General features: G+C 60.4%; 20 protein-coding genes and 2 tRNA genes. 5 read left to right on the plus strand and 17 right to left on the minus strand.

Annotation, left to right across the window (positions count from 1 at the left end; all coding sequences use genetic code 11):
* Positions 1-69: 69 nt before the first annotated feature.
* The 3 genes from KW838_RS24885 to rimO form a co-directional block, all read right to left on the minus strand.
* Positions 70-780 carry an rRNA pseudouridine synthase gene (locus KW838_RS24885; protein WP_007971163.1) on the minus strand — a complete coding sequence of 237 codons (711 nt, stop codon included), beginning with the start codon at positions 778-780 and terminating at the stop codon, positions 70-72.
* Between the two features lie 191 nt (positions 781-971).
* Positions 972-1,445 (minus strand): GNAT family N-acetyltransferase, encoded by a 474-nt coding sequence (locus KW838_RS24890; protein ID WP_218503839.1) that lies wholly within the window; start codon positions 1,443-1,445, stop codon positions 972-974.
* A 112-nt stretch (positions 1,446-1,557) separates the two neighbouring features.
* A complete protein-coding gene (gene rimO, locus KW838_RS24895; protein ID WP_025110809.1) occupies positions 1,558-2,895 on the minus strand; it encodes a 30S ribosomal protein S12 methylthiotransferase RimO in 1,338 nt (445 codons plus the stop codon).
* A 286-nt stretch (positions 2,896-3,181) separates the two neighbouring features.
* Between rimO and KW838_RS24900 the strand changes: the two genes are divergently transcribed.
* Positions 3,182-5,083: a potassium transporter Kup gene (locus tag KW838_RS24900; protein WP_102702691.1), complete on the plus strand. Its 1,902-nt coding sequence runs from the start codon at positions 3,182-3,184 to the stop codon at positions 5,081-5,083.
* A 244-nt stretch (positions 5,084-5,327) separates the two neighbouring features.
* On the opposite strand, the gene KW838_RS24905 is transcribed toward KW838_RS24900, so the two are convergent.
* From KW838_RS24905 to KW838_RS24920, 4 genes are all read right to left on the minus strand, one after another.
* Positions 5,328-6,623: a virulence factor family protein gene (locus KW838_RS24905; protein WP_218503840.1), complete on the minus strand. Its 1,296-nt coding sequence runs from the start codon at positions 6,621-6,623 to the stop codon at positions 5,328-5,330.
* Positions 6,623-9,265 carry a bifunctional lysylphosphatidylglycerol flippase/synthetase MprF gene (gene mprF / locus KW838_RS24910; RefSeq protein ID WP_102702693.1) on the minus strand — a complete coding sequence of 881 codons (2,643 nt, stop codon included), beginning with the start codon at positions 9,263-9,265 and terminating at the stop codon, positions 6,623-6,625. The genes KW838_RS24905 and mprF overlap by 1 nt, the downstream gene beginning before the upstream one ends.
* Positions 9,266-9,543: 278 nt before the next feature.
* A tRNA-Met gene (locus tag KW838_RS24915) sits at positions 9,544-9,620 on the minus strand.
* Positions 9,621-9,852: 232 nt separating this feature from the next.
* Positions 9,853-9,929 (minus strand) — tRNA-Met (locus KW838_RS24920).
* Positions 9,930-10,230: 301 nt separating this feature from the next.
* On the opposite strand from KW838_RS24920, the gene dinB reads away from it, so the two are divergent.
* Positions 10,231-11,292: a DNA polymerase IV gene (dinB, locus tag KW838_RS24925; protein ID WP_218503841.1), complete on the plus strand. Its 1,062-nt coding sequence runs from the start codon at positions 10,231-10,233 to the stop codon at positions 11,290-11,292.
* A 110-nt stretch (positions 11,293-11,402) separates the two neighbouring features.
* Here the strand turns inward: dinB and KW838_RS24930 are convergent, their stop codons facing one another.
* The 4 genes from KW838_RS24930 to KW838_RS24945 form a co-directional block, all read right to left on the minus strand.
* The gene (locus KW838_RS24930) at positions 11,403-12,356 is read right to left on the minus strand and encodes a hypothetical protein (RefSeq protein WP_102702779.1); all 954 of its coding nucleotides are present in this window, start codon (positions 12,354-12,356) and stop codon (positions 11,403-11,405) included.
* Positions 12,357-12,375: 19 nt separating this feature from the next.
* Positions 12,376-14,091: a proline--tRNA ligase gene (locus KW838_RS24935; RefSeq protein ID WP_102702778.1), complete on the minus strand. Its 1,716-nt coding sequence runs from the start codon at positions 14,089-14,091 to the stop codon at positions 12,376-12,378.
* 143 nt (positions 14,092-14,234) lie between these two features.
* A complete protein-coding gene (locus KW838_RS24940) occupies positions 14,235-15,794 on the minus strand; it encodes an AmpG family muropeptide MFS transporter (protein ID WP_102702777.1) in 1,560 nt (519 codons plus the stop codon).
* A gap of 44 nt (positions 15,795-15,838) precedes the next feature.
* The gene (locus tag KW838_RS24945; protein ID WP_007971652.1) at positions 15,839-16,192 is read right to left on the minus strand and encodes an MGMT family protein; all 354 of its coding nucleotides are present in this window, start codon (positions 16,190-16,192) and stop codon (positions 15,839-15,841) included.
* 165 nt (positions 16,193-16,357) lie between these two features.
* Here KW838_RS24945 and KW838_RS24950 point away from each other — a divergent pair, with 165 nt between their 5' ends.
* Positions 16,358-17,365: a DUF481 domain-containing protein gene (locus KW838_RS24950; protein ID WP_218503871.1), complete on the plus strand. Its 1,008-nt coding sequence runs from the start codon at positions 16,358-16,360 to the stop codon at positions 17,363-17,365.
* Between the two features lie 136 nt (positions 17,366-17,501).
* Here KW838_RS24950 and KW838_RS24955 read toward each other — a convergent pair whose 3' ends face one another.
* Complete coding sequence (locus KW838_RS24955) at positions 17,502-17,711, minus strand: cold-shock protein (protein ID WP_002554837.1); 210 nt, start codon at positions 17,709-17,711, stop codon at positions 17,502-17,504.
* A 353-nt stretch (positions 17,712-18,064) separates the two neighbouring features.
* Here KW838_RS24955 and dcd point away from each other — a divergent pair, with 353 nt between their 5' ends.
* Positions 18,065-18,631 carry a dCTP deaminase gene (gene dcd / locus KW838_RS24960; RefSeq protein WP_007940589.1) on the plus strand — a complete coding sequence of 189 codons (567 nt, stop codon included), beginning with the start codon at positions 18,065-18,067 and terminating at the stop codon, positions 18,629-18,631.
* Between the two features lie 107 nt (positions 18,632-18,738).
* Positions 18,739-18,948: a hypothetical protein gene (locus KW838_RS24965; RefSeq protein ID WP_015093806.1), complete on the plus strand. Its 210-nt coding sequence runs from the start codon at positions 18,739-18,741 to the stop codon at positions 18,946-18,948.
* A 130-nt stretch (positions 18,949-19,078) separates the two neighbouring features.
* Here the strand turns inward: KW838_RS24965 and KW838_RS24970 are convergent, their stop codons facing one another.
* From KW838_RS24970 to KW838_RS24990, 5 genes are read right to left on the minus strand one after another with little or no spacing between them, the layout of a single operon-like run.
* The gene (locus KW838_RS24970) at positions 19,079-19,843 is read right to left on the minus strand and encodes an ABC transporter ATP-binding protein (RefSeq protein WP_104450648.1); all 765 of its coding nucleotides are present in this window, start codon (positions 19,841-19,843) and stop codon (positions 19,079-19,081) included.
* A gap of 13 nt (positions 19,844-19,856) precedes the next feature.
* On the minus strand, positions 19,857-20,975 hold the full coding sequence (locus KW838_RS24975; RefSeq protein WP_218503842.1) for a succinylglutamate desuccinylase/aspartoacylase family protein: 1,119 nt from the start codon (positions 20,973-20,975) through the stop codon (positions 19,857-19,859).
* Between the two features lie 26 nt (positions 20,976-21,001).
* Entirely contained in the window at positions 21,002-21,712 is a 711-nt protein-coding gene (locus tag KW838_RS24980) for an ABC transporter permease (RefSeq protein ID WP_102702564.1), read from the minus strand.
* Positions 21,709-22,437 (minus strand): ABC transporter permease, encoded by a 729-nt coding sequence (locus tag KW838_RS24985; RefSeq protein WP_095943917.1) that lies wholly within the window; start codon positions 22,435-22,437, stop codon positions 21,709-21,711. Before KW838_RS24985 ends, KW838_RS24980 begins: the two co-directional genes overlap by 4 nt.
* A gap of 56 nt (positions 22,438-22,493) precedes the next feature.
* Complete coding sequence (locus KW838_RS24990; protein ID WP_008052144.1) at positions 22,494-23,276, minus strand: transporter substrate-binding domain-containing protein; 783 nt, start codon at positions 23,274-23,276, stop codon at positions 22,494-22,496.
* Positions 23,277-23,330: the final 54 nt, after the last annotated feature.

A 23,330-nucleotide genomic window follows, 5' to 3' on the forward strand; every position in this document is an offset into this window, starting at 1 on the left:
GTCCTGATAATTCAGCTATGGGTGCCGCCGAAAACAGCAGCACCGAAAAGTGTGGCGGTGCGCAAAGCCTTAGAACTTCTCTTTGCCAGACAAGTAGCGCCATTGCCCCACGGGCACTTTGCCGATGGACACGCCGCCGATGCGGATACGACGGATGGCGACGACCTTCAGGCCGACGGCCTGGCACAACAGGGCGATGATGCCCGGTTGCGGGTTTTTCATGGCAAAGCGCAGGCGGTTTTCGTTCTGCCAGCTGGCCTTGACCGCCGGCAACTCCTTGCCCTTGTAGGTCAGGCCATGGTTCAGACGGTTGAGGCCGTGAGCCACCATCTCGCCTTCAACCTCGACCACATACTCTTGCTCGATCTTGCTGGAGTCGGCGGTGAGCTTGCGCAGGATTTTCCAGTCCTGGGTGAACACCAGCAGCCCGCTGGCGTTGGCCTGCAGGTCGGTGCTGGCGGTCAGGCGCAGGAAGTGCCCGCGCAACGGGCGCTTGCCGTAGCGGTGTTCTTCGCTCAGGGTCTCGGCGCCGAGGGTGGCCATGGCGGTGTCTGCGTCCATGCCGGCCGGCACGTTGAGCAGCAGGGTCACCGGTTCCGGTGCGGTGGCCTTGGCTTCTGGATCAAGCTCGACTTTCTGGGTGTCGACCTTGAATTGCGGCTCGTCGATGACCACGCCGTCGACGGTGACCCAGCCGCCCTCGATGAACAGCTCAGCCTCCCGACGGGAACAGCCGACGAGTTCGATGAGGCGTTTGGAGAGACGAATCGGGTCAGTCATGTCAGGGCCGTAACAAAAAGGGGGTAGGCATTGTACCTGCCTGGCGCCGGTTAATCCCGGTTCCATTTACGCCGTGAGGCTTTTTGTGGGAGCGAGCCTGCTCGCGAATGCAATCTGTCAGCTGACATCAATGGTGTCTGACACACCGTCTTCGCGAGCAGGCTCGCTCCCACATCTGGTTCGTGTTTGTGTCAGCCGTGCTGTGAACGTTTGTGGTTTTGACGCATACGCATGTGCAACAACGGATACGGCTGGCCCATGCCATCGACTTCCGAGCGACCGATGACCTCGAAACCCTGCTTGAAGTAAAAGCCGAGGGCTTGCGGGTTCTGTTCGTTGACGTCCAGTTCATCGGCGTTCAGGTGTTCCAGGGCATAACGCAACAATTTCTTGCCCAGGCCCTGGCCGCGATGGTCGGGGTCGATGAAGAGCATTTCGATCTTGCCGGCCGCGACGCCGGCGAATCCGGTGATGCGCTGGCTCGAATCCTTGGTGCAGATCAGCATCACCGAGTCGAGGTAGCGGGTCAGCACCAGGTTTTTCAGCAGCTCGATGTAGCTGTCCGGCAGGAAGTCGTGGGTGGCGCGCACCGAGGCCTCCCAGACCCGGGTCAATTCTTCGTAGTCACCGAGTTTCGGCGTGTGGATGACCGAATGCTGACGCATGCCCGTCTGCCTCTTATGCAGTGGTTGATAGGAATCCTTCCATGTGCAAACGATAGCCGTAAAAAAGCCCCGCATCTCGTCAAGAGAGCGGGGCTTTTTGTATTTTTTGCGTTTAGATCTGTTCAGCCCACAGGTCGTATTCGTCGGCGTCGGTCACTTTGCACCAGACCTTGTCGCCCGGCTTGAGGTTGCTGCCGTTATCGATGAATACGTTACCGTCGATTTCCGGGGCGTCGAAGAAGCAGCGACCCACGGCGCCTTGCTCGTCGACTTCATCGACCAGCACTTCGATCTCACGGCCGATGCGCATTTGCAGGCGCGCCGAGCTGATGGCCTGCTGGTGCGCCATGAAGCGCTCCCAACGGTCCTGCTTGACGTCGTCCGGGACGACTTCCAGGTCCAGGTCATTGGCCGGTGCGCCTTCAACCGGCGAGTACTGGAAGCAGCCGACACGGTCGAGCTGGGCTTCGGTCAGCCAGTTCAGCAGGTACTGGAAGTCCTCTTCGGTCTCGCCGGGGAAGCCGACGATGAAGGTCGAACGGATGATCAGGTCCGGGCAGATTTCGCGCCAGTTCTTGATGCGTGCCAGGGTCTTGTCTTCGAAGGCCGGGCGCTTCATCGACTTCAACACCTTCGGGCTGGCGTGCTGGAACGGGATGTCCAGGTACGGCAGGATCTTGCCGGCGGCCATCAGCGGGATCAGCTCGTCAACGTGCGGGTACGGGTAAACGTAGTGCAGGCGAACCCAGACGCCGAGGGTGCTCAGGGCTTCGCAGAGTTCGGTCATGCGGGTTTTCACCGGCGCGCCATTCCAGAAACCGGTGCGGTATTTCACGTCGACGCCGTAGGCGCTGGTGTCCTGGGAGATCACCAGCAGTTCCTTGACGCCGGACTTGACCAGGCGCTGGGCCTCGTCGAGCACGTCGCCCACCGGACGGCTGACCAGTTTGCCGCGCATCGACGGGATGATGCAGAAGCTGCAGCTGTGGTTGCAGCCTTCGGAGATCTTCAGGTAGGCGTAGTGGCGCGGAGTCAGCTTGATGCCTTGTGGCGGCACCAGGTCGATCAGCGGGTTGTGGTCCTGGCGTGGCGGCACGACTTCGTGCACGGCGTTGACCACTTGCTCGTACTGCTGCGGACCGGTCACGGCCAGCACGCTCGGGTGTACGTCGCGAATGTTGCCTTCTTCGACGCCCATGCAGCCGGTCACGATGACCTTGCCGTTTTCCTTGATGGCTTCGCCGATCACTTCCAGGGACTCGGCCTTGGCCGAATCGATGAAGCCGCAGGTGTTGACCACCACGACGTCGGCGTCCTGGTAGGTGGACACGACGTCATAGCCTTCCATGCGCAGCTGGGTAAGGATGCGCTCGGAGTCGACCAGTGCTTTGGGGCAACCCAGGGATACGAAGCCAACTTTTGGATTGGCCGGCGCAGGAGTGGTGGACATGTCTAACCTCGGTATAGGGAGTGCCTCCGGCCTAAAGGCGGGGCGACAGACGGACGCTTGGGCGCCTCTGATCAAAAAGTGCGCAATTCTAGCGATGGTAAGCCCACTTGACCAGCTTTATGCAGGGAAATACGACGAGTGCTGCGCTATGCTTCGCGCCGTTACGCTTTACTGGTTTTTTACAGTCAACAAAACGTCTGTAACCTTATGTAAAACAGCGCATGCTGCACGACAAAGCATAGTGCTTCTTTCAAAGAAGCCCGGGTCTGAGAAGTAGGAGTGGTGGATGGGTCAGGCAAGTAGTCAGGCTGCCGGTGCCGAGCATTCGGCGGTGAAGCCGATCGGCATGCTGGTCGCGGCAGTCGGGGTGGTTTATGGCGATATCGGCACCAGTCCGTTGTACACCCTCAAGGAAGTGTTTTCCGGCGGCTATGGCGTGCCGGTCAACCATGACGGGGTGCTGGGGATTCTGGCACTCATTTTCTGGTCGCTGATCTGGGTCGTGTCGATCAAGTACATGATGTTTGTACTGCGCGCCGACAACCAGGGCGAAGGCGGGATCATGGCCTTGACCGCACTGGCCCGGCGGGCGGCGGCGGGCCACGCGAAGCTGCGCACGTTGTTGGTGGTTTGCGGGCTGATCGGTGCGGCGCTGTTCTATGGCGACAGCATGATTACCCCGGCGATTTCCGTGCTGTCGGCGATTGAAGGCCTGGGGCTGGCATTCGAAGGTATCGACCATTGGGTGGTGCCATTGTCGCTGGTGGTGCTGGTCGCGCTGTTTCTGATCCAGCGTCACGGCACGGCGCGCATCGGTATTCTGTTCGGGCCGATCATGGTCACCTGGTTCCTGGTGCTGGGTGCGCTGGGCGTCTATGGCATCAGCCAGCACCCGGAAGTCCTGGAAGCGATGAACCCGGTGTGGGGCGTACGTTTCTTCATGGTCCATCCGGGCATGGGCCTGTCGATTCTCGGTGCCGTGGTACTCGCACTGACCGGTGCCGAAGCACTGTACGCGGACATGGGGCACTTCGGTCGCAAGCCGATCGCTCGTGCCTGGTTCATCCTCGTGCTGCCGGCGCTGGTGCTGAACTACTTCGGCCAGGGCGCGCTCCTGCTGGGTGATCCGGAAGCTGCCCGTAACCCGTTCTACCTGCTGGCACCGAGCTGGGCATTGATCCCGCTGGTCGGCCTGTCGACCCTGGCCACGGTGATTGCTTCGCAAGCGGTGATTTCCGGTGCGTTCTCCCTGACCCGTCAGGCGATCCAGCTCGGTTACATTCCGCGCATGCATATCCAGCACACGTCCAGTGCCGAACAGGGCCAGATCTACATCGGCGCGGTGAACTGGGCGTTGATGGTCGGCGTGGTGCTGTTGGTGCTGGGGTTCGAATCCTCCGGCGCCCTGGCCTCGGCCTACGGTGTGGCCGTGACCGGGACCATGCTGATGACCAGTATCCTGGTGTCCGCGGTGATCCTGTTGCTATGGAAGTGGCCACCGGTGCTTGTGGTGCCGATCCTGTTGGGTTTCCTGTTGGTAGACGGTGTGTACTTCGCCGCCAACGTGCCGAAAATCGTTCAGGGCGGTGCATTCCCGGTCATCGCCGGTTTCGCGCTGTTTGTGCTGATGACCACCTGGAAGCGCGGCAAGCAGTTGCTGGTCGAGCGCATCGATGAGGGTGGTTTGCCGCTGCCGATCTTTATCAGCAGTATCGCGGTACAACCACCCCATCGCGTTCAGGGTACTGCCGTGTTCCTCACGGCGCGGCCGGATGCCGTGCCCCACGCGCTGTTGCACAACCTGCTGCATAACCAGGTGCTGCATGAGCAAGTGGTACTGCTGACGGTGGTGTACGAAGACATCCCGCGGGTGCCGCCGACGCGGCGCTTCGAGGTGGATTCCTACGGCGAAGGTTTCTTCCGGGTGATCCTGCACTTCGGCTTCACCGACGAACCGGACGTACCGAAGGCGTTGAAGCTGTGTCACCTCGACGAACTGGACTTCAGCCCGATGCGCACGACGTACTTCCTCAGCCGCGAAACGGTCATCGCTTCCAAGCTTGAAGGCATGTCACGCTGGCGGGAGGCGCTGTTTGCCTTCATGTTGCAGAACGCCAACGGCAATTTGCGTTTCTTCAATCTGCCGCTGAACCGGGTGATTGAGTTGGGGACGCAGGTGGAGATGTAAGCCTCATCAAAAAGCCCCCGTTGCCTTGCGGCGGCGGGGGCTTTTTTGTGGACGGTCGCTGGATACTTCAGAACCTCTGTGGGAGCGAGCTTGCTCGCGATGGCGGTGCCACATTCAACAGAAATGCTGACTGATCTACCGCTATCGCGAGCAAGCTCGCTCCCACAGGGGGTGTGTGGTGCATGCAGGAATGAAAAAGCCCCCGCTACCGTGAGGTAGCGGGGGCTTTTTTCGGCTGCTCAGATCACTCTGCAGCAGCCGTTTCCTTCACCTGCCGCTTCTCGATCACCTCCACCAGACGCTTGGCCAGCGCCGGGTAGTTCTCGTCGAAGTGGTGGCCGCCAGGCAGCTTGATGGCTTCGCCCACCGCGGTCTTGTCGGTGCAGCCACTCTCGTCGGTTTCTTCTTCACCGTAGATGCACACCACTTTGGCGGCTGGCAGCTTGGCCATTTCCGGGCCGGTGGCGGCTTCCTTGCCAGCGTTGCCGAGCCAGCCTTCGACTTCGATCTCGAAGCTGCCGGTGCGGGCGAAGGCCAGCAGGATGATCGCATCGACGCGTTGCTGTTCCGATTCGGCCAGGCGGTTGTAGATCGCCGGCAGTACGTCGGCACCGAACGAGTAACCGGTCAGGATGAAGCGCTTGGTGCCCCATTTCTGCCGGTAGTGCTGCATCAGTTCGGTCAGGTCCAGCGCGCTTTGCTCGGGGCTCTTGTGCTGCCAGTAGTAGCGCAGGGTGTCGATGCCGACCACCGGGTAGCCGATCTTGGCCATCTCGCCCGCCACGTCGCGGTCGAGGTCGCGCCAGCCGCCGTCACCGGACAGGAACAGGGTCACGGTGTCCCTGGCCTGGCCGGCGGGCACTTCGACCACCGGAATCTGCAGGCCACCAGCGGCTTTGTCGCCGCCGACGAGGATCTTGCGCAGTTCGTTGTTCAGCACTTGCGGCAGGTTGATGTCGTAGTCGCTGATGCTGGTTTCGGCATTCGGCTGATTACGCACGAAGCCGGCACTGGTGTCGTCCGGGTTGTCGTTCCACGCGACCAGCCAGTGACCGTGGGCTGCGCTTTTGGGCAGCAGGTGAGTGCAGCCACCCTTTTCCAGGGCCAGGTCGACCGAGATGGCCTGGGCCTTGTCATTCTTCTGCTCGGACAACCAGCGCCAGGCCAGCACGGCACCCGGGCCGATGCCGCTGACCAGGGTCGCCGGGCCTTCGAGTTCCCTCAGGCCCGATTGCAGGGCGCGACTTTGCAGCAGGCAGTCCTTGGGCAGGATCACCTGGACAATCTGCGTCGAGCCACTGCGGCTCAGGGTCATCAATTGTTTGTCGCTGAGTTTCTGGTCTTCGTTGACCGCCACCAGCACCTGGGCGCGTGGCGTGGTGCCGGGGATGACACGGGTCATCGCCGCACCGTCGGTCGGGGTCAGCCATTCGAGGGTCGGTTCCGGTGCCGGGCGTTTCAGGTACCAGTAACCGCCACCGAGAATCAGGGCCACTATCACCAGTGTGCCCAATACATACCGCAAGGAGCGTTGAATCATCAGCGTTTCACCAATCCGGTCAAGCCGCCCGCGATCAGGGCGGCAGTGTCGGCCAGCGCAACCAGCGGATCGAGTCCGGCGGGCACGGCCATATAACGGGGTTCCCAATCAGGCTGGAACTTGTCTTTGAAGCGGCGCAAGCCCTGGAAGTTGTACAGCTGCTCACCACGGCGGAATACCATCGAGCCCAGGCGCTGGGTCAATGGCGCGCCGCGACGGGGTTGCAACCCCGACAACGGCACCATGCCCAGGCTGAAACGCGCGTATCCATGGTTTTTATAATGTTGAATCAGGCCGACCATCATGAATTCCATGGTCAGCTTCGGGGCGTCCGGGTGCGCGCGCATCAGGTCAAGGCTGGCCAGGTCGTGGCCGTAGGTCTCGAGCAAGTTGGCGAACGCCACCGGGCGTCCTTCGAAACGAATCACCGCGATGCGGAAATACTTCAGGTAGTCATCGCTGAAACGGCCCAGCGAAAAACCTTTCTCGCGGACGTTCTTGCCGGTCAGCCAGGCATCGGAAATCACCTTGAGTTCATCCATCGGCGCCTGGCCCGGCTCGAAGATTTCCAGCGACAGGCCATCGCGGGTGCCACGGTTCCAGGTGTAGCGCAGGTCCTTCATCTCTTTGCCCTTGGCTTCGAGATCAAAACGCTTGAGGTCGACCCGGGCTTCTTCGCCGAGCTTGATCGCGGTCAGGCCGATGTCCATGTAGTACGGCAGGTTCTCTGCGCGCACCTGATAGAACACGGGGCGGGCGTGGTGGATGTCGCACAGGTCACGGAACTGCCAGATCATTTCCGCCCGCTGCTGGCCCGGGCCGATCGGGTCATACAGCGCCACCAGGCTGCGGCCGCGACGGGCGTACATCAGGAACGCCTCGTCGTTGGGGTGGAACAGCAGCGCCTTGTCACCGGTCAGGGCCAGGCCGCCATCGGGTTGTGCGGAGGCCATGAGGATCTTGCTGGCGCGCTCCAGCTCCTCGGGTGTCGGCAGGTGAATGACCGGGCGCGCGGTGCGCAGCAACCAGGTCAGCGACACCACGACCAGCAGCACGGCAGCCCCGAGCAGCGAACGCAGGCCGCGAGGGGCATCGGCGTCCAGAGTGAATTGCCACCAGAGTTGATGACTGTACGGAACGTCCTGATAGGCAAACAGCAGCAACCAGATCGACGCCCCGAGCACGCACAGGCTGGCCACCAGGTACAGCGGCGAGAACGGTACTTCGGTCAGGCGGCTGGGGCGGTAGAACGAGCGGCGGAATACCCCGAGCAGGCTCGCCGTCAGCACCATCAGGCTGGCTTCTTCCCAGTCGAAACCCTTGAGCAGTGAGAGCAGGGCGCCGACCAGCAACAGGATGGTGGTCAACATCCACGCGGCCGACAACCGGCGGCGCAGGCCCTGGGCCAGCAACAGGCAAAGCACGCCCACCAGGCTGGCGCCAAAGTGCGAAGCATCGACCAGTCGATGGGGGATCAGGAAACCGATGTGTTCCAGGCGGGTGTCGATTTCCGGGGTGGCGCCGGAGAACAGCAGGACAACCCCGGACAGAAACACCAGCACCGCCAGTATCGGCGCCGCCAGGCCTGAGGCCGCGCGCAACGTCTGGCGTGTCTGGAACAGGCGCTGACCTTCGTTGACCAGCAACAGCAGGCAGGCCACCAGCAAGGGCAGGACCACGTAGATCAAGCGATAGAGCAGCAGGGCGGCCGCCAGCGGCGCAGCACCCAGGGTGTCGGAAAAGGCCGCCAGCAAGATCGCCTCGAACACCCCGACACCGCCCGGCACGTGGCTGAGCACACCGGCGGCCAAAGCCAGCAGGTACACCAGAAGGAACGCACCGAAGGGCGGCGTTTCCGGCAGCAGCAGATACAGCACCGTTGCGGCGGCGGCAACGTCCAGGGCGGTGATGATCAACTGCAGGAACGTCAGGCGAGTTCCTGGAAGGCGCAGGGTGCGGCGCCCGATCCTGACCAGCAGGTTGTCCGGGTAAGGCTGTTCCGGCAACCGGCGACGGTAGATACCGATGGCCAGCACCGAAAACAGCACGAGCACGGCGCTGGCCACTACGCCAAGCAATGTCTCGGAGAGTCCCAGGGCGGTGGCCGCGGCAGGCAGGTCGCTGAGCGTCGCCAGGGCGGCCAGCGGCGGCAGGGCGCAACCCAGCGAGAGGCTGGCGAACAGCGTCATGCGGGCGACTTCAGCCGCTCCCAGGCCATGACGAGCATAGAGGCGATAGCGAACCGAGCCGCCCGACAACATTGAAAGGCCGATGGCGTTGCCGATGGCAAAGGCCGTGAAACCGCCCAGTGCCAGTGTGCGCGGCGCCAGGTTCACCTCGGCATAGCGGCTGGCCGACCATTCGTAGCCAAGCAAAATGATGAAGCCCACCACGGTTGCGCCCAAGGCGCCCAGCAAGGCAGGTTTTGGAACTTCGAGGATCGAGTCGTGCAGCGCGTAAAGGTCGAGTTCGCTCAGCAGGTGGCGGCAGGCAACCAACGCGATCGCGAACAGCAGCAGGGTGATCGCCAGGCCAATGGGTTGACGGTATTTGCTTAAACGATCAAGCAGGCGCAAACGCTCAGCCTTGATCGGTTGTGTCGCTGTGACGGTGTCTTGTGAATCAGACGAGTTGGCGCGCATCAATCACCTCTTGGATTGTGCGCGACAGGATGGGGGTATCCAGCCAAGTTACCAATCCCTGTAGAAAAAAATAATCACAAATATTAACGCCTGTCACCGGGCGACGGGGACGGCGCGACATCGGTCGTGAAGGCTTCAGCCTGCGATTGAGCATAGTCTGAACCCGGCGCATGGGTGGCCCCAAACGGCTTGCTGCACAGTGACAGATCATTGTTGCGAAAGGACTTTTTCAACAGATACAAAAAAGGCCACTCTTTCGAGTAGCCTTTTTTGATGTTTGGTTGCGGGAGCCGGATTTGAACCGACGACCTTCGGGTTATGAGCCCGACGAGCTACCAGACTGCTCCATCCCGCGTCTGTGTGGCGGCATTCTATAGAGATACGCCGGGGTGTCAACCGTTAATCCTGAAACGGGTCAAATAAACGTTGAGTTGCGGCAAACGGTCGCAGTGATGACCTAAGTTTCGGAATCAGAACGATTTCCGGTTTTGTCGTCGCTGAGTCTCCAGACCTTGTTTCGACGCCAGGCGACACAAAACAAGCGCGCACAAAAAAGGCCACTCTTTCGAGTAGCCTTTTTTGATGTTTGGTTGCGGGAGCCGGATTTGAACCGACGACCTTCGGGTTATGAGCCCGACGAGCTACCAGACTGCTCCATCCCGCGTCTGTGTGTCGGCATTCTATAGAGATACGCCGGGGTGTCAACCTTCAATTCCGATAAAACCTGTTTCGCTTCAATCGGTTAGCTTGCCGATGGGTGGGTTGGTCAGCCTGTGAGGCAGGTGGGGCAAGGCCTGCGGCTCTATCGGGAATGTTTTTCTGATTGAAAAAATAAATTTACCAACGACATTTCCCACGCGTCGAAAAGAACATTCAGACTACTGGTGCTATATACAGGTGTCGGTGAGATACTGGATGTCCGTCACACCAACACGCCTTTTCCTTGCCTTGAACTCTGCTTTGCCATGACTCAGCGAAAGATCATCCACGTCGACTGTGACTGTTTCTACGCCGCCATTGAGATGCGTGACGACCCGCGTCTGGCCGGCAAGCCACTGGCGGTGGGCGGGTCGGCGGACCGGCGCGGGGTGATCGCCACCTGCAACTATGAGGCGCGGGCGTACGGGGTGCGTTCGGCGATGTCCTCGGGGCATGCCTTGAAGCTGTGCCCGGACCTGACCATCGTCAAGCCACGCATGGACGCCTATCGAGAAGCGTCCAGGGAAATCCACACGATCTTTCGCGATTACACCGAGATCATCGAGCCGCTCTCGCTCGACGAGGCCTACCTCGATGTGTCGGACAGCGCGCATTTCGCTGGCAGTGCAACGCGAATTGCCCAGGACATCCGGCGCCGGGTCTCCAATCAGTTGCACATCACCGTGTCGGCGGGCGTGGCGCCGAACAAGTTTCTGGCCAAGATCGCCAGTGACTGGAAAAAGCCCAACGGGCTGTTCGTCATCACGCCGGACCAGGTCGAGGACTTTGTCAGTGGCTTGCCGGTGAGCAAGCTGCACGGGGTCGGCAAAGTCACCGCCGACAAGCTTGGCAAGCTGGGGATCACTGATTGCCTGCAACTGCGCGAGTGGAACAAGTTGGCGCTGGTGCGTGAGTTCGGCAGCTTTGGTGAGCGACTCTGGAGCCTGGCCCGCGGGATTGATGAGCGGGTGGTGCACAACGACAGTCGTCGTCAGTCAATCAGTGTCGAAAATACCTACGACGTTGACCTGCCGGACCTGAAGAGTTGCCTGGATAAGTTGCCCGAGCTGCTGGAGACCCTGGCCGGTCGCATGGCGCGAATCGACAGCAGTTATCGTCCGGGCAAGCCATTCGTCAAAGTGAAATTTCACGACTTCACGCAGACGACACTGGAGCAGGCCGGGGCAGGGCGGGATCTGGGAAGTTATCAGTTGATGCTGACCCAGGCCTTCAATCGTGGCGGTAAGCCAGTGCGGTTGTTGGGTGTGGGCGTGCGGCTGGAGGACTTGCGGGGCGGGTTCGAGCAGATGGAGTTGTTTGAGCGGTAGTTGGGTGGTGAATTTGCGGGCCTCTTCGCGAGCAGGCTCGCTCCCACATTGGATTTGAGTGTTCACAAATCCAATGTGGGAGCGAGCCTGCTCGCGAAGCTTTTGGGGGCTTAGTTCAGTCCCGGATTCGCCACCAGCCGCTCGCCATTGCGGGCCAGCGACTTCAGGAACTCGGTCTGCAATTCCGGATCGTTGCGCGTCAGCTCGATCAGGCTCTGTTCCAGCTCACTGGCTTCTTCTTCAAGACCCAGCTCCGACAGGCGTTTGACCCGGTGGACCCACTGGCTGACTTCGTCGCCTTCGAGATCGTCATAAATCAGCCCGTGGGCCTCATAGAGCTTGCTGCGCAAGGTGCTGCTGACGGCCAGGGTGGAATCGGCGTGCACGTTGTCCTGGGCAGCCTCAACACGAATCAGCAAGCGGCTCAGATGATTGATGTCATGTTCGGCGAACGGGTTATCCAACAGATTCAGGCGCAACACGCCATTTTTGTCGGTGGTCAGTTCGAAGGTTTCCTTGCCGGCCTTGACCTCGACCGGGCGCTCGCTCCAGGGCAGGCTTGAGTACTCCGTGCGTTTGTCGCGCTGGACTTCATCAATACCGGCCAGGTTCTGCTGCGCGCGGCCATGGGACTGCACGTTCATGAACGGGTTGAGCCCGGCAAAACCGTAGCTCAGCCAGTCCTTGGTCACGCTGTCCGGCAGATTGCCGAGGGTGAACACATTGACCACGTTGGCACCGACACCCGCCACCACGGCCACCGCGCCCAGCGGGATTTCGTAGATCTCCCGCCAGGGTTGGTACGGCGTATAGCGGTCATAGTGACGCGTGACTTCGTACTCGGTGACTTCGAAAGTCTTCTGCTCGTGGATTTTCACCCGCCGTTGCGGCAGCTCAAGCACCTTGGGCTCACCGACATCGATCTGCAGGCTGTGATCGAGCAATTTGCGCTCGACCCGTTCCTCGTGCTCGCTGCGTTGTGACATGTGGTTGGCACAGCCGCTGACCAGCAGGGCGCCGCACAAGGCGGCGCCACCGAGGCCTAAGGTGTTTCGCTTGAACATGACGTCTCTATATCTGCTATCAGCGGCGGATGCGGGCCTGAAGGAAGGACAGCACGTCGGCGACCGGCAACGCTTGTGCGTCGGCCTCGGTACGGCTCTTGTATTCCAGGTTGCCTTCGGCCAGGCCGCGGTCGCTGACCACGATCCGGTGTGGAATGCCGATCAGTTCCATGTCCGCGAACTTGATGCCCGGGCTGGTTTTCTTGTCACGGTCGTCCAGCAGCACTTCGAAGCCGGCAGCGGTCAGTTCCGCGTACAGCTTGTCCGTGGCTTCGCGAACCTGCTCGGTTTCGTAGCGCAGCGGCACCAGGGCAATCTGGAACGGCGCCAGTGTGTCGCTCCAGATGATCCCGTTTTCGTCGTTGTTCTGCTCGATGGCAGCCGCCACCACGCGGGACACGCCAATGCCGTAGCAGCCCATTTCCAGGGTGACCGGCTTGCCGTTCTCGCCCAGTACTTCGCACTTCATCGCTTTGCTGTACTTGTTGCCCAGCTGGAAAATGTGCCCGACTTCGATGCCGCGCTTGATTTCCAGGGTGCCTTTGCCGTCCGGGCTCGGGTCACCGGCCACGACGTTGCGCAGGTCGGCAACGGTCGGAACAGGCAGGTCGCGCTCCCAGTTCACGCCGAAGTAGTGTTTGTCGTCGATGTTGGCACCGATGCCGAAGTCGCTCATCAGTTCGACGGAGCGGTCGATGATGATCGGCAGCGGCAGGTTCAACGGGCCGAGGGAACCGGCGCCGGCGCCAATGGCTTCGCGCAGTTCGCTTTCCGAGGCCATGACCAGAGGGCTGGCCACGCCTGGCTGGTTGGCGGCCTTGATTTCGTTCAGCTCATGGTCGCCACGGATGATCAGGGCGATCAGCTTGCCTTTCTCTTCGGCGTGCACCACGAGGGTCTTGATGGTTTTCTCGATCGGCAGGTTGAAGCCTTCGACCAGTTGCGCAATGGTCTTGGCGTTCGGCGTGTCGACCAGACGCAGTTGTTCGGTCGCAGCGGCGCGCGAGGTTTCCCGTGGCACGGCTTCGGCTTTCTCGATGTTTGCGGCGTAGTCGGAGCCGTTGCTGAACACGATGTCGTCTTCACCGGACTCGGCCAGCACGTGGAACTCGTGGGAACCGGCACCGCCGATGGAGCCGTTGTCGGCTTCAACAGGGCGGAACTTCAGGCCCAGACGGGTGAACACGTTGCAGTAGGCCTGGTGCATGCGGTCGTAGGTGATCTGCAGCGAAGGCTGGTCAGCGTGGAACGAGTAGGCGTCCTTCATGATGAATTCGCGACCGCGCATCAAGCCGAAGCGTGGGCGGATTTCGTCACGGAATTTGGTCTGGATCTGGTACAGGTTGATCGGCAGCTGCTTGTAGCTGCTCAACTCGTTGCGCATCAGATCGGTGATGACTTCTTCGTGGGTCGGGCCGGCGCAGAAGTCGCGGCCGTGGCGATCCTTGAAGCGCAGCAATTCAGGGCCGTACTCTTCCCAGCGCCCGGATTCCTGCCACAGCTCGGCCGGTTGCGTGCTCGGCATCAACACTTCGAGAGAGCCGGCGGCGTTCATTTCTTCACGAACGACGGCTTCGACCTTGCGCATGACCCGCAAGCCCATCGGCAGCCAGGTGTACAGGCCCGAGGCAAGTTTGCGGATCATGCCGGCGCGCAGCATCAGCTGGTGGCTGATCACGACCGCGTCGGAAGGCGTTTCTTTTTGTGTGGCGAGCAAAAATTGACTGGTGCGCATGGTTGGCCGTTATCGATTGCTGATGACGAGAAATGACGGAGCATTGTACGGGCGAGATCCGCTGGCGTACAGGCGTGCGGTCGGTGGTGTGGCAGGAGGGCGCGTTTCACTCGGCCCTCCGCGAATATTCCTGCGTAAAAAAGCTACGATTCTTCGACGACTGGGGTCTGCACTGGTTCCGGGGTGGGTGTCGGACCTGCGCGGCGGCTCTCCTGGAACCAGTGCAGGGCGATCAGCAGCAGGGTCGGGACGCCCAGCAGGGCGGTAATCAGGAAGAAATCGTGATATCCGAACTTCTCCACCATGACCCCTGAGTAGCCGCCGATCAGGCGCGGCAGCAACAGCATGATCGAGCTGAGCAGGGCGTACTGGGTGGCGGAGAACTTGAGGTTGGTCAGGCTCGACAGGTAGGCCACGAAGGCCGAGGTGGCCAGGCCTGAACTGAAGTTGTCCAGGGAGATGGTCAGTACCAGCATGTTCAGGTTGGGGCCCATGTCGGCGAGCATCAGGAACAGGATGTTGGTCGCCGCGGATGCGATGCCGCCGATGAACAGGATTGGCAGGATGCCGAAACGCACGATCAGCAGGCCGCCCATGCCGGCGCCGACCAGGGTCATGATCAGGCCGAAGATTTTGCTCACGCTGGCGATCTGGTCCTTGGTGAACCCCTGATCGATATAGAACACGTTGGCCATCACCCCCATGACCGTATCGGACATCCGATAGGTGGCGATCAGGCCGAGCAACAGCAGCGCTTGCCAGCGGTATCGCAGGATGAAGTCGTTGACCGGCGTCAGCACCGGCGCCAGGCCGCGACGGCCCATGGCCGAGAGGCACAGGGCGGTGAGCGTGATGTAGAGGATGGCCCGCAGGAATGCGCGGTCTTCGAGCAGCAGGTCGAGCAGGCTCACGCCTTCGAACAGTACGCTGGCGAAGTCGGTGTTGTAGAGCTGGGTGAACATGGCTGGCACGGACACCAGCAAAATGATCAGCACGAACACCGAGGCCAGTTGATGCATGAAGCTGTAGCGCCCGGCCTGCAGTTGCGTGCGCAACGGCACGGGTGGTTCGCGCATGAACAAGGACGTCAGCAGTGCCGGGACCATCAGCGCGCCGAACAGGATGTAAGTGCCGGCCCAGGCCGAATGCTTGTAGTTGAAGCCGGTGGAGCCAAAGCCTTCGGCGAAGTACAGCGCGCCTGCGGTAGCCAGCAGCGCGGCGACCCGGTAACCGGACATGTAGCTGGCGGCCAGGGCGGCCTGGCGATTGTCTTCGGCGATTTCCAGGCGGTAGGCGTCCACTGCAATGTCTTGCGTCGCTGATGCGAAAGCGACGACCACGGCAATGGCGATCAGCCAGGACAGATGCTTTTGCGGGTCGCAGAAACCCATCCCGATCAGGCCCAGGATGACCAGTGCCTGGGACAATACGAGCCAGGATCGTCGTCGGCCGAGTTTGCCGAGCAATGGCAGTCGCCATTGGTCGAGCAAGGGCGACCAGACCCATTTGAAGGCATAGGCCAGGCCGATCAGGCTTGCATAGCCAATGGTTTCACGAGCCACGCCGGCTTCACGGAGCCAGACCGAAAGTGTCGAAAACACCAGCATGTAGGGCAGGCCGGCGGCGAAGCCAAGCAGCAACAGCACGAGTGTCGAGGGGCTGGCATAAGCGGCGAGCGCGGCGCGCCAGGTTTTACGGGGCATGGGCTGGAGTCTGCCTCAAGAAATACGGAAACAAAGCGCGCACTCTAACCGCTGTGCTCTACCGGACGCCAGCCATGGCGCTGAATATCAACACGATTATTCAGGACACTGATGCCCTCCATGCGTAATCGTGCGCGCTGCTCATCGCCCGAAGGGCTGCCGACCGGCAGGCTGATACGCCCGTTTGCGCCCAGAACGCGGTGCCAGGGCAGTTTGCTGTCGCTCGGCAATTGGCTGAGTGTGCGGCCTACCCAGCGAGCGGCGCGACCCAATCCTGCAAGCTCGGCCAACTGGCCGTAGCTGACGACTTTGCCCTCGGGAACTTGCGCCAGAGTCAGGTACAGCGCCGTGCGTCGGATTTGCGCTGCGCTCTCGGGTTCATCGGTTGGATCGGTCACGTCCGTCAGTCCTGAAGAAGTCTGCTTTACCGTCTGTAGAGTAATTCCTGCACGGGCGCTTGAGAAATGAACTCAACAGAAATAGTCGGGTCAGTCCTTGTCAGGGCCTTATTCCTACGGATAATGCCGATTTTTTCGCAATCCCGAGCCTGTATTTTGCTTATGTTGTTGTCCAGATCCCTGCTATGTCTCGCTGTCCTTGGCGCCTCCACTCCCTTGCTAGCCGATACCGTGTGGCTGAAGAACGGAGACAAGCTCAGTGGCAAGATCACGCTGTTCGATGGCGGCAAGCTGCTGATCCAGACCGAGTATGCCGGTGCGGTGACGATCGACTGGAAGCAGGTCAAGACCCTGGACAGCGATCAGGAGTTGCTGGTCAAGCAGGATGCCTACACGGGCGAGAAAGCCAAGTCGCTGAAAGCGGCGGACGCCGGCAAGGTCACGCTGGCCAACGGCGAGGCACCGAAGACGGTCGAGCTGGCGAGCATTCAGCAGATTCTCAAGCCAAAACCGGTGGTCGAGGATCTGGTCTGGAAAGGCAATGTCGATGTCGCGCTGGATTATCAGCGGGCGGAAAACGACACCGATGACTACGACATCGATTTCAAGACCACTGCGCGCCACGGTCGCTGGCGGCATACCGCCGAAGGCGAATACAACCGCGAGTTCCAGGACGACGTGGTGACCACGGACAACTGGCGGGCCGAGTACTCCATCGACCGGTTCCTGACCGAGCAATGGTTCTGGCAGGGGCGCCTGGTGTACAAGCGCGACAAGGTCGAAGACCTTTCCCGTCAACGCACCGTTGGTACGGGTCCCGGCTATCAGTTCTGGGATAACGAACTCGGGGCGTTCTCCCTGGGTTCGCTGGTCAACCGCACGGACTATGATTTCTCCGATGGCAGCAAGGAAAGTTTCTACGCCCTGGCCATGACGTGGGACTACAACCGCTACCTGATCGGCAAGCGTGTCGAATTCTTCACCAATGGTGAGGTCGGCAAGCCGCTGTCGGGCGTGGCCGACTACGCACTCGATGCCGAGATGGGGTTGCGCTACAAAGTGACTGACTGGGCTTCGTTGAACCTGAAGGCAGAGCGGGACATCATCAGCGGTACCGACGATGCGGATCTGGACAAGACACGCTACACCGCAGGGTTTGGCGTGACCTGGTAAGACGCTCAAGGATCGCAGCCTGCGGCAGCTCTGTAGGAGCTGCCGCAGGCTGCGATCTTTTTTTGCCTGGGAAAACACACAGGCACAAAAAAGCCCCGCTGTTGAGGGCGGGGCTTTTTACTAAAGCAAGTACAAGTTAGATAACTTGAACTTCTTCAGCTTGCATGCCTTTCTGACCGCGGGTAGCGATGAAAGAAACCTGTTGGCCTTCTTTCAGGCTTTTGAAGCCGTCGGACTGGATAGCTTTGAAGTGAACGAACAGGTCGTCACCGGATTGTGGGGTGATGAAGCCGAAGCCTTTTTCATCGTTGAACCACTTAACGGTACCGGTTTGGCGATTAGACATGGTGTAACTCCTTGAACAAAGATAACTGCGACTCAGGAAGAACCCTGGCCGAGACTGAGTGCAAAGAGCAGGAAAAATTCTTGTAGATGGTTGGATCGAAATTCAACATATCGTGTAGAGATTCTCAGTGACACAAGCAGCACAGTGACGCCACCTTAACCCTTTTTCCGGGACGTGCCAATGCTTCTTGCGAAGGTTTCTCTGTTTTAAGGATCGGCGGTGTGACGGTTCGTCGCCAACGCGCGTAATTCCTGCCTGTTCGGCGAGAATTGCACCCCGGACTTTGAACCCGGCGGCGCGCCCGGTAAGATGCCGGACAGAATTTTTCGACCTCGCAATTCAGGACACCCGCCATGAGCATCAAATCGGACAAGTGGATTCGCCGCATGGCGCAGGAACACGGCATGATCGAGCCTTTCGTCGAGCGCCAGATGCGCGGCAGCGACGATAGCCGTGTGATCTCCTACGGCGTGTCGAGCTACGGCTACGACGTGCGTTGCACCAATCATTTCAAGGTGTTCACCAACATCAATTCGGCTATCGTCGACCCGAAGAACTTCGACGCCGGCAGCTTCGTCGACATCCACAGCGACGTGTGCATCATTCCGCCGAACTCCTTCGCCCTGGCCAGCACCGTCGAATACTTCCGCATTCCGCGCAATGTATTGACCATTTGCCTGGGTAAAAGCACTTATGCGCGCTGCGGCATCATCGTCAACGTCACGCCGCTCGAGCCTGAGTGGGAAGGTCACGTGACCCTGGAATTCTCCAACACCACCAATCTGCCGGCGAAAATCTACGCCAACGAAGGCGTGGCGCAGATGCTGTTCCTCGAGTCGGATGAAGAGTGTGAAGTGTCCTACAAGGACCGTGGCGGCAAGTATCAGGGCCAGCGTGGCGTGACCCTGCCGCGCACCTGAGTCAACCGTCCGACAAATGTCGGGAATTCCTGGGCGGGCGTACACTCTATGGAGTGTACTGTTCCGATCCGCGCAAGGCGGGTCGGGCCATCGCCCAGGAGTGCCGAATGAAGATCGATCCGCGAATCAGTGCCGAACTGGCAAGGCTTGAACCCAATCAGGTTGGCGTTCTGGCCTGGTCCTTGTTGGCACATCCGCCCGTCAGCATGGCAGGGGGCATTCCCGGCCAGCCTGATCCTGATACCCCGAATGAACAGCCGATGGAGCCTGGCGAACCTACTTTGCCGGATGAGCCACCGCCCGCGCCTGTTGTCTGATAGTTCAGGCGCTATAGAACAAAAAAGTGGGAGCGGGCTTGCTCGCGAAAGCGGAGTATCAGTGGCATTCATGCCGCCTGACACACCGCTTTCGCGAGCAAGCCCGCTCCCACAGGTTTTTCTGTAGACGTTACTTCAGGTTGCCACTGAGGAACTGCTTCAACCGCTCGCTTTTCGGGTTGCCCAGCACGTCTTCCGGCGCGCCTTCTTCCTCCACCAGGCCCTGGTGCAGAAACAGCACCTGGCTCGACACTTTGCGGGCAAAGCTCATTTCGTGGGTCACCATGATCATGGTCCGGCCCTCTTCGGCCAGGCCCTGGATCACCTTGAGCACTTCGCCCACCAGTTCCGGGTCCAGCGCCGAGGTCGGTTCGTCGAACAGCATGACTTCCGGTTCCATCGCCAGTGCGCGCGCAATCGCGACCCTTTGTTGCTGGCCGCCGGACAGGAATGCCGGGTACTGGTCCGCCACACGGGAGGCCAGCCCCACCTTGTCGAGGTAGCGCCGGGCGCGGTCCTCGGCTTCTTTCCTGTCGCAGCCCAGCACCCGGCGCGGCGCCATGGTGATGTTTTCCAGCACCGTCATGTGGCTCCACAGGTTGAAGTGCTGGAACACCATGGCCAGGCGGGTGCGAATCCGCTGCAGTTCATTGGCATCGGCCACGTGCATGCCGTGACGATCCTTGATCATGCGGATGTTCTGCCCGTCGAGGCTCATGGCGCCGTCGTTGGGTTGTTCCAGGAAGTTGATGCAACGCAGAAAGGTACTTTTACCCGAGCCACTGGCGCCGATCAGGCTGATGACGTCGCCGGTACTGGCCTTGAGCGAAACACCTTTGAGGACTTCATGGTCGCCATAGCTTTTATGCAGGCCTTCGATGGTCAATTTGTACATGGGGCGTGCATCCTCAAGGCGAAAGTAGATAGCCGCTGCGATAGGCTTCGGTGCCCGCGACGTGGGCGATCACCATGCCGGCAGTGGCCATGCGGCGCAGCGAGCGGGCGTACATTAGCCCGGCGGCGGTGCAGTGAACGGGAGTGACGCGATCGTTGATCGGATCAATGACCTCGGCGATCAGTTGCCCCGCTTCCAGGTATTGCCCCGGCAGCGCGGTGAACACCAGCAGCCCGCCGGCAGGCGTGGCTACCGGTTCTACACCGGCCAGCGGTGTCGCCGGATAGGGCAGGTCGGGCAGGGGCGCGGATTCACCGGCGATCGCGCCGTAATGGATCAGGTAATCGATCAGTGCCTGGCAATCACGGTTTGCCAGCGGATGATTGACGTCGCCCTGGCCGCGCAATTCGACAGTTACCGAAAAACTGCCCGGCGGAATGTCGAAGTGTTCGCCGAAGCGCTCTTTCAACTGCCACCACAACAGGGTGAAGCATTCATCGAACGACTGGCCGCCAGAGTCCGTCGCCAGCAGACTGGCTTCGGCGCCGATGTAACGGGCCAGCGGCTCGACCTGCGGCCAGGCATCCGGGGTGGTGTACAGGTGCGCGACCGCTTCGAAGTCGCAATGCAGGTCGAGCACCATGTCGGCGTCGCAGGCCAGTCGTTGCAGGGTCAGGCGCTGGGATTGCAATTGGGTGTCGGCCGTCTGCCGGGCCAGTGCCTCGCGCAGGCTGCTGCGGATCAGTTGCTGGTTGTGCTGCGCATCGTCACCGAGCTTGCCCTCGATCGCGTTGCCGACTTCTTCACTGAGGTCGACGAACCAGCGGTTGAAGTTCTGGCCGCTTTCCAGCTCGTAGCGGCCCAGCGGCACATCCATCACCACCTGTTCCAGGCCTACCGGGTTGGCGATGGGCACGAGCACGATTTCGCTGCGCAGGCGACCGGCGGCTTCCAGCTCTGCCAGGCGTTGCTTGAGGTGCCAGGCCACCAGCATGCCGGGCATTTCGTCGGCGTGCAGGGAGGCCTGGATGTAGATCTTGCCGTTGGCCGGTTGTGGGCCGAAGTGAAAACTGTGGATCTGTCGTGCGGTCCCCGGCAGCGGGGCCAGCAGGTCATGTTTCTGGTGGCGCATCTGTTGTTCCTGAAGCAGGTTGAGACCTAGTGGGTCGGCCCGAGGAAGGCCAGCCATCGGCGTTCGGCAAGGCGGAACAGGCCGACCAGCGCAAAAGTGACGGTCAGGTAGATCAGCGCGGCGATGCCGAAGGACTGGAAGGTCAGGAATGTCGCCGAGTTGGCGTCCCGCGCGACTTTCAGGATGTCCGGGATGGTCGCGGTGAAGGCCACGGTGGTCGAGTGCAGCATCAGAATCACTTCGTTGCTGTAATACGGCAACGAGCGACGCAGGGCTGACGGCATGATCACGTAGGCATACAGCTTCCAGCCAGTCAGGCCGTAAGCCTTGGCCGCTTCCACTTCACCGTGGGCCATGCTGCGGATTGCCCCGGCGAAAATCTCCGTGGTGTAGGCGCAGGTGTTCAGGGCGAAGGCCAGGATCGTGCAGTTCATCGCATCGCGAAAGAATGCGTCCAGTACTGGCTGGGCCCGAATGGCGGCCAGGCTGTAGATCCCCGTGTAACAGATCAGCAACTGGATATAGAGCGGCGTGCCACGGAACAGGTAGGTATAGAACTGCACCGGCCAACGGATGTAGAAATGCGGCGATACACGGGCGATGGACAGCGGGATCGACACGATAAAACCGATGAAGATCGAAGCGCTGAGCAGCCACATCGTCATGGCCAGGCCGGTGATGTTGTTGCCGTCGCTATAGAGGAAGGGTTTCCAGTATTCCTGCAGAAGTTCGATCATCGTACGGCCTCCCGGGTACCGGCGGAGTAACGACGCTCAAGCCAGCGCAGGATGAAGTTGGACGCGCTGGTGATCACCAGGTAGATCAATGCAGCAAGCACCAGGAAGTAAAACAGCTGATAGGTGCTCTTGCCGGCGTCCTGGGCGGCCTTGACCAGGTCGGCGAGGCCGATGATCGACACCAGGGCGGTGGCCTTGAGCATCACCATCCAGTTGTTGCCGATACCCGGCAGGGCATAACGCATCATCTGCGGGAACACCACGATCCAGAAACGCTGGCCGCGCTTGAGGCCATAGGCGGTGGCCGCTTCGACCTGACCCCGCGGGACGGCGAGGATCGCGCCACGGAAGGTTTCGGTGAAATACGCACCGTAGATGAAGCCGAGGGTAATGACCCCGGCACTGAACGGGTTGATCTCGATGTATTCCCATTCCATGTAATCGGTCAGGGAGGTCAGCCAGGTTTGCAGGCTGTAGAAGATCAACAGCATCAGGACCAGGTCCGGAACGCCGCGAATGAGGGTGGTGTAGAGCTGGGCAGGCACGCGCATCAGTTTGACTTTTGACAGCTTGGCACTGGCGCCGAGCAGCCCGAGCAACACGGCCACCAATAGCGACAACGCCGACAACTTGATCGTCATCCAGGTGCCTTGCATCAGCAGCGGACCGAAGCCCTTGAGGCTGAAGGCAGAGAGCCCCAGATTTTCTAATAGGTTTTCGAACATAAATCAGCAACCTGATCGGATGAAAAAAGCGCCCATCGCGAGATGGGCGCCGGGCATTATTTGCCGCTGTACAGATTCAGATCGCCAAAGTGTTTCTTCTGAATGGTGGCGTAGGTGCCATCATCGTGTAACGCTTTGATACCTTTATCCAAAAGTGCTTTCAGCTCGGTGTTACCTTTCTTAATGCCGATGGCTGTCTTGGATGGCAGCAAAGCGTTGTCGACCGGCTTGCTGACATCGTAGTCGGCGCCCTGTGGCGACTTCAGGAAGCCCAGTTCGGCTTGCAGCATGTCCTGGATCCCTGCATCGAGACGACCGGAAGTCAAATCGGCGTAGACCTGGTCCTGGTTGGCGTAGGCCTGGGTTTTCACGCCGGCCTTGTCCAGAACGGCTTTGGCATAGGCTTCCTGGATGGTGCCTTGTTCGTAGCCGACGGTCTTGCCCTTGAGCGAGGCGACGTCTTCAGTCACGCCAGAACCTTTCTTGGACACGTAGGCGGTTGGGCCGGAGAACAGCTCGCTGGAGAAGTCGATGACTTTTTCACGGGCTTCGGTAACGGTCATCGACGAGATCACGCCGTCGAATTTGTTGGCTTTGAGGCCAGGGATCATGCCATCGAAGTCACTTTCGACCCACTTGCACTTGACCTTCAGTTCGGCGCAGATCGCGTTCCCCAGATCGATGTCGAAGCCTACCAGGCTGCCATCGGCCGCTTTCGACTCGAACGGTGCGTAGGAAGGGTCAACGCCGAAACGCAGTTCTTTGTATTCTTTCGCCATGGCGGAGCCAGCAGCCATGCACAATGCCAGTGCAGAAAGGGTCAGCAATGCTTTTTTCATTATTCAATCCCTAAAACCAATATGAGCGCTCGTGGCGCAGAATTATTGTTACTG

Origin of the sequence: Pseudomonas sp. PDM27 (genome assembly GCF_019219205.1) — a bacterium.
GTDB classification, from domain to species: domain Bacteria; phylum Pseudomonadota; class Gammaproteobacteria; order Pseudomonadales; family Pseudomonadaceae; genus Aquipseudomonas; species Aquipseudomonas laurylsulfatiphila.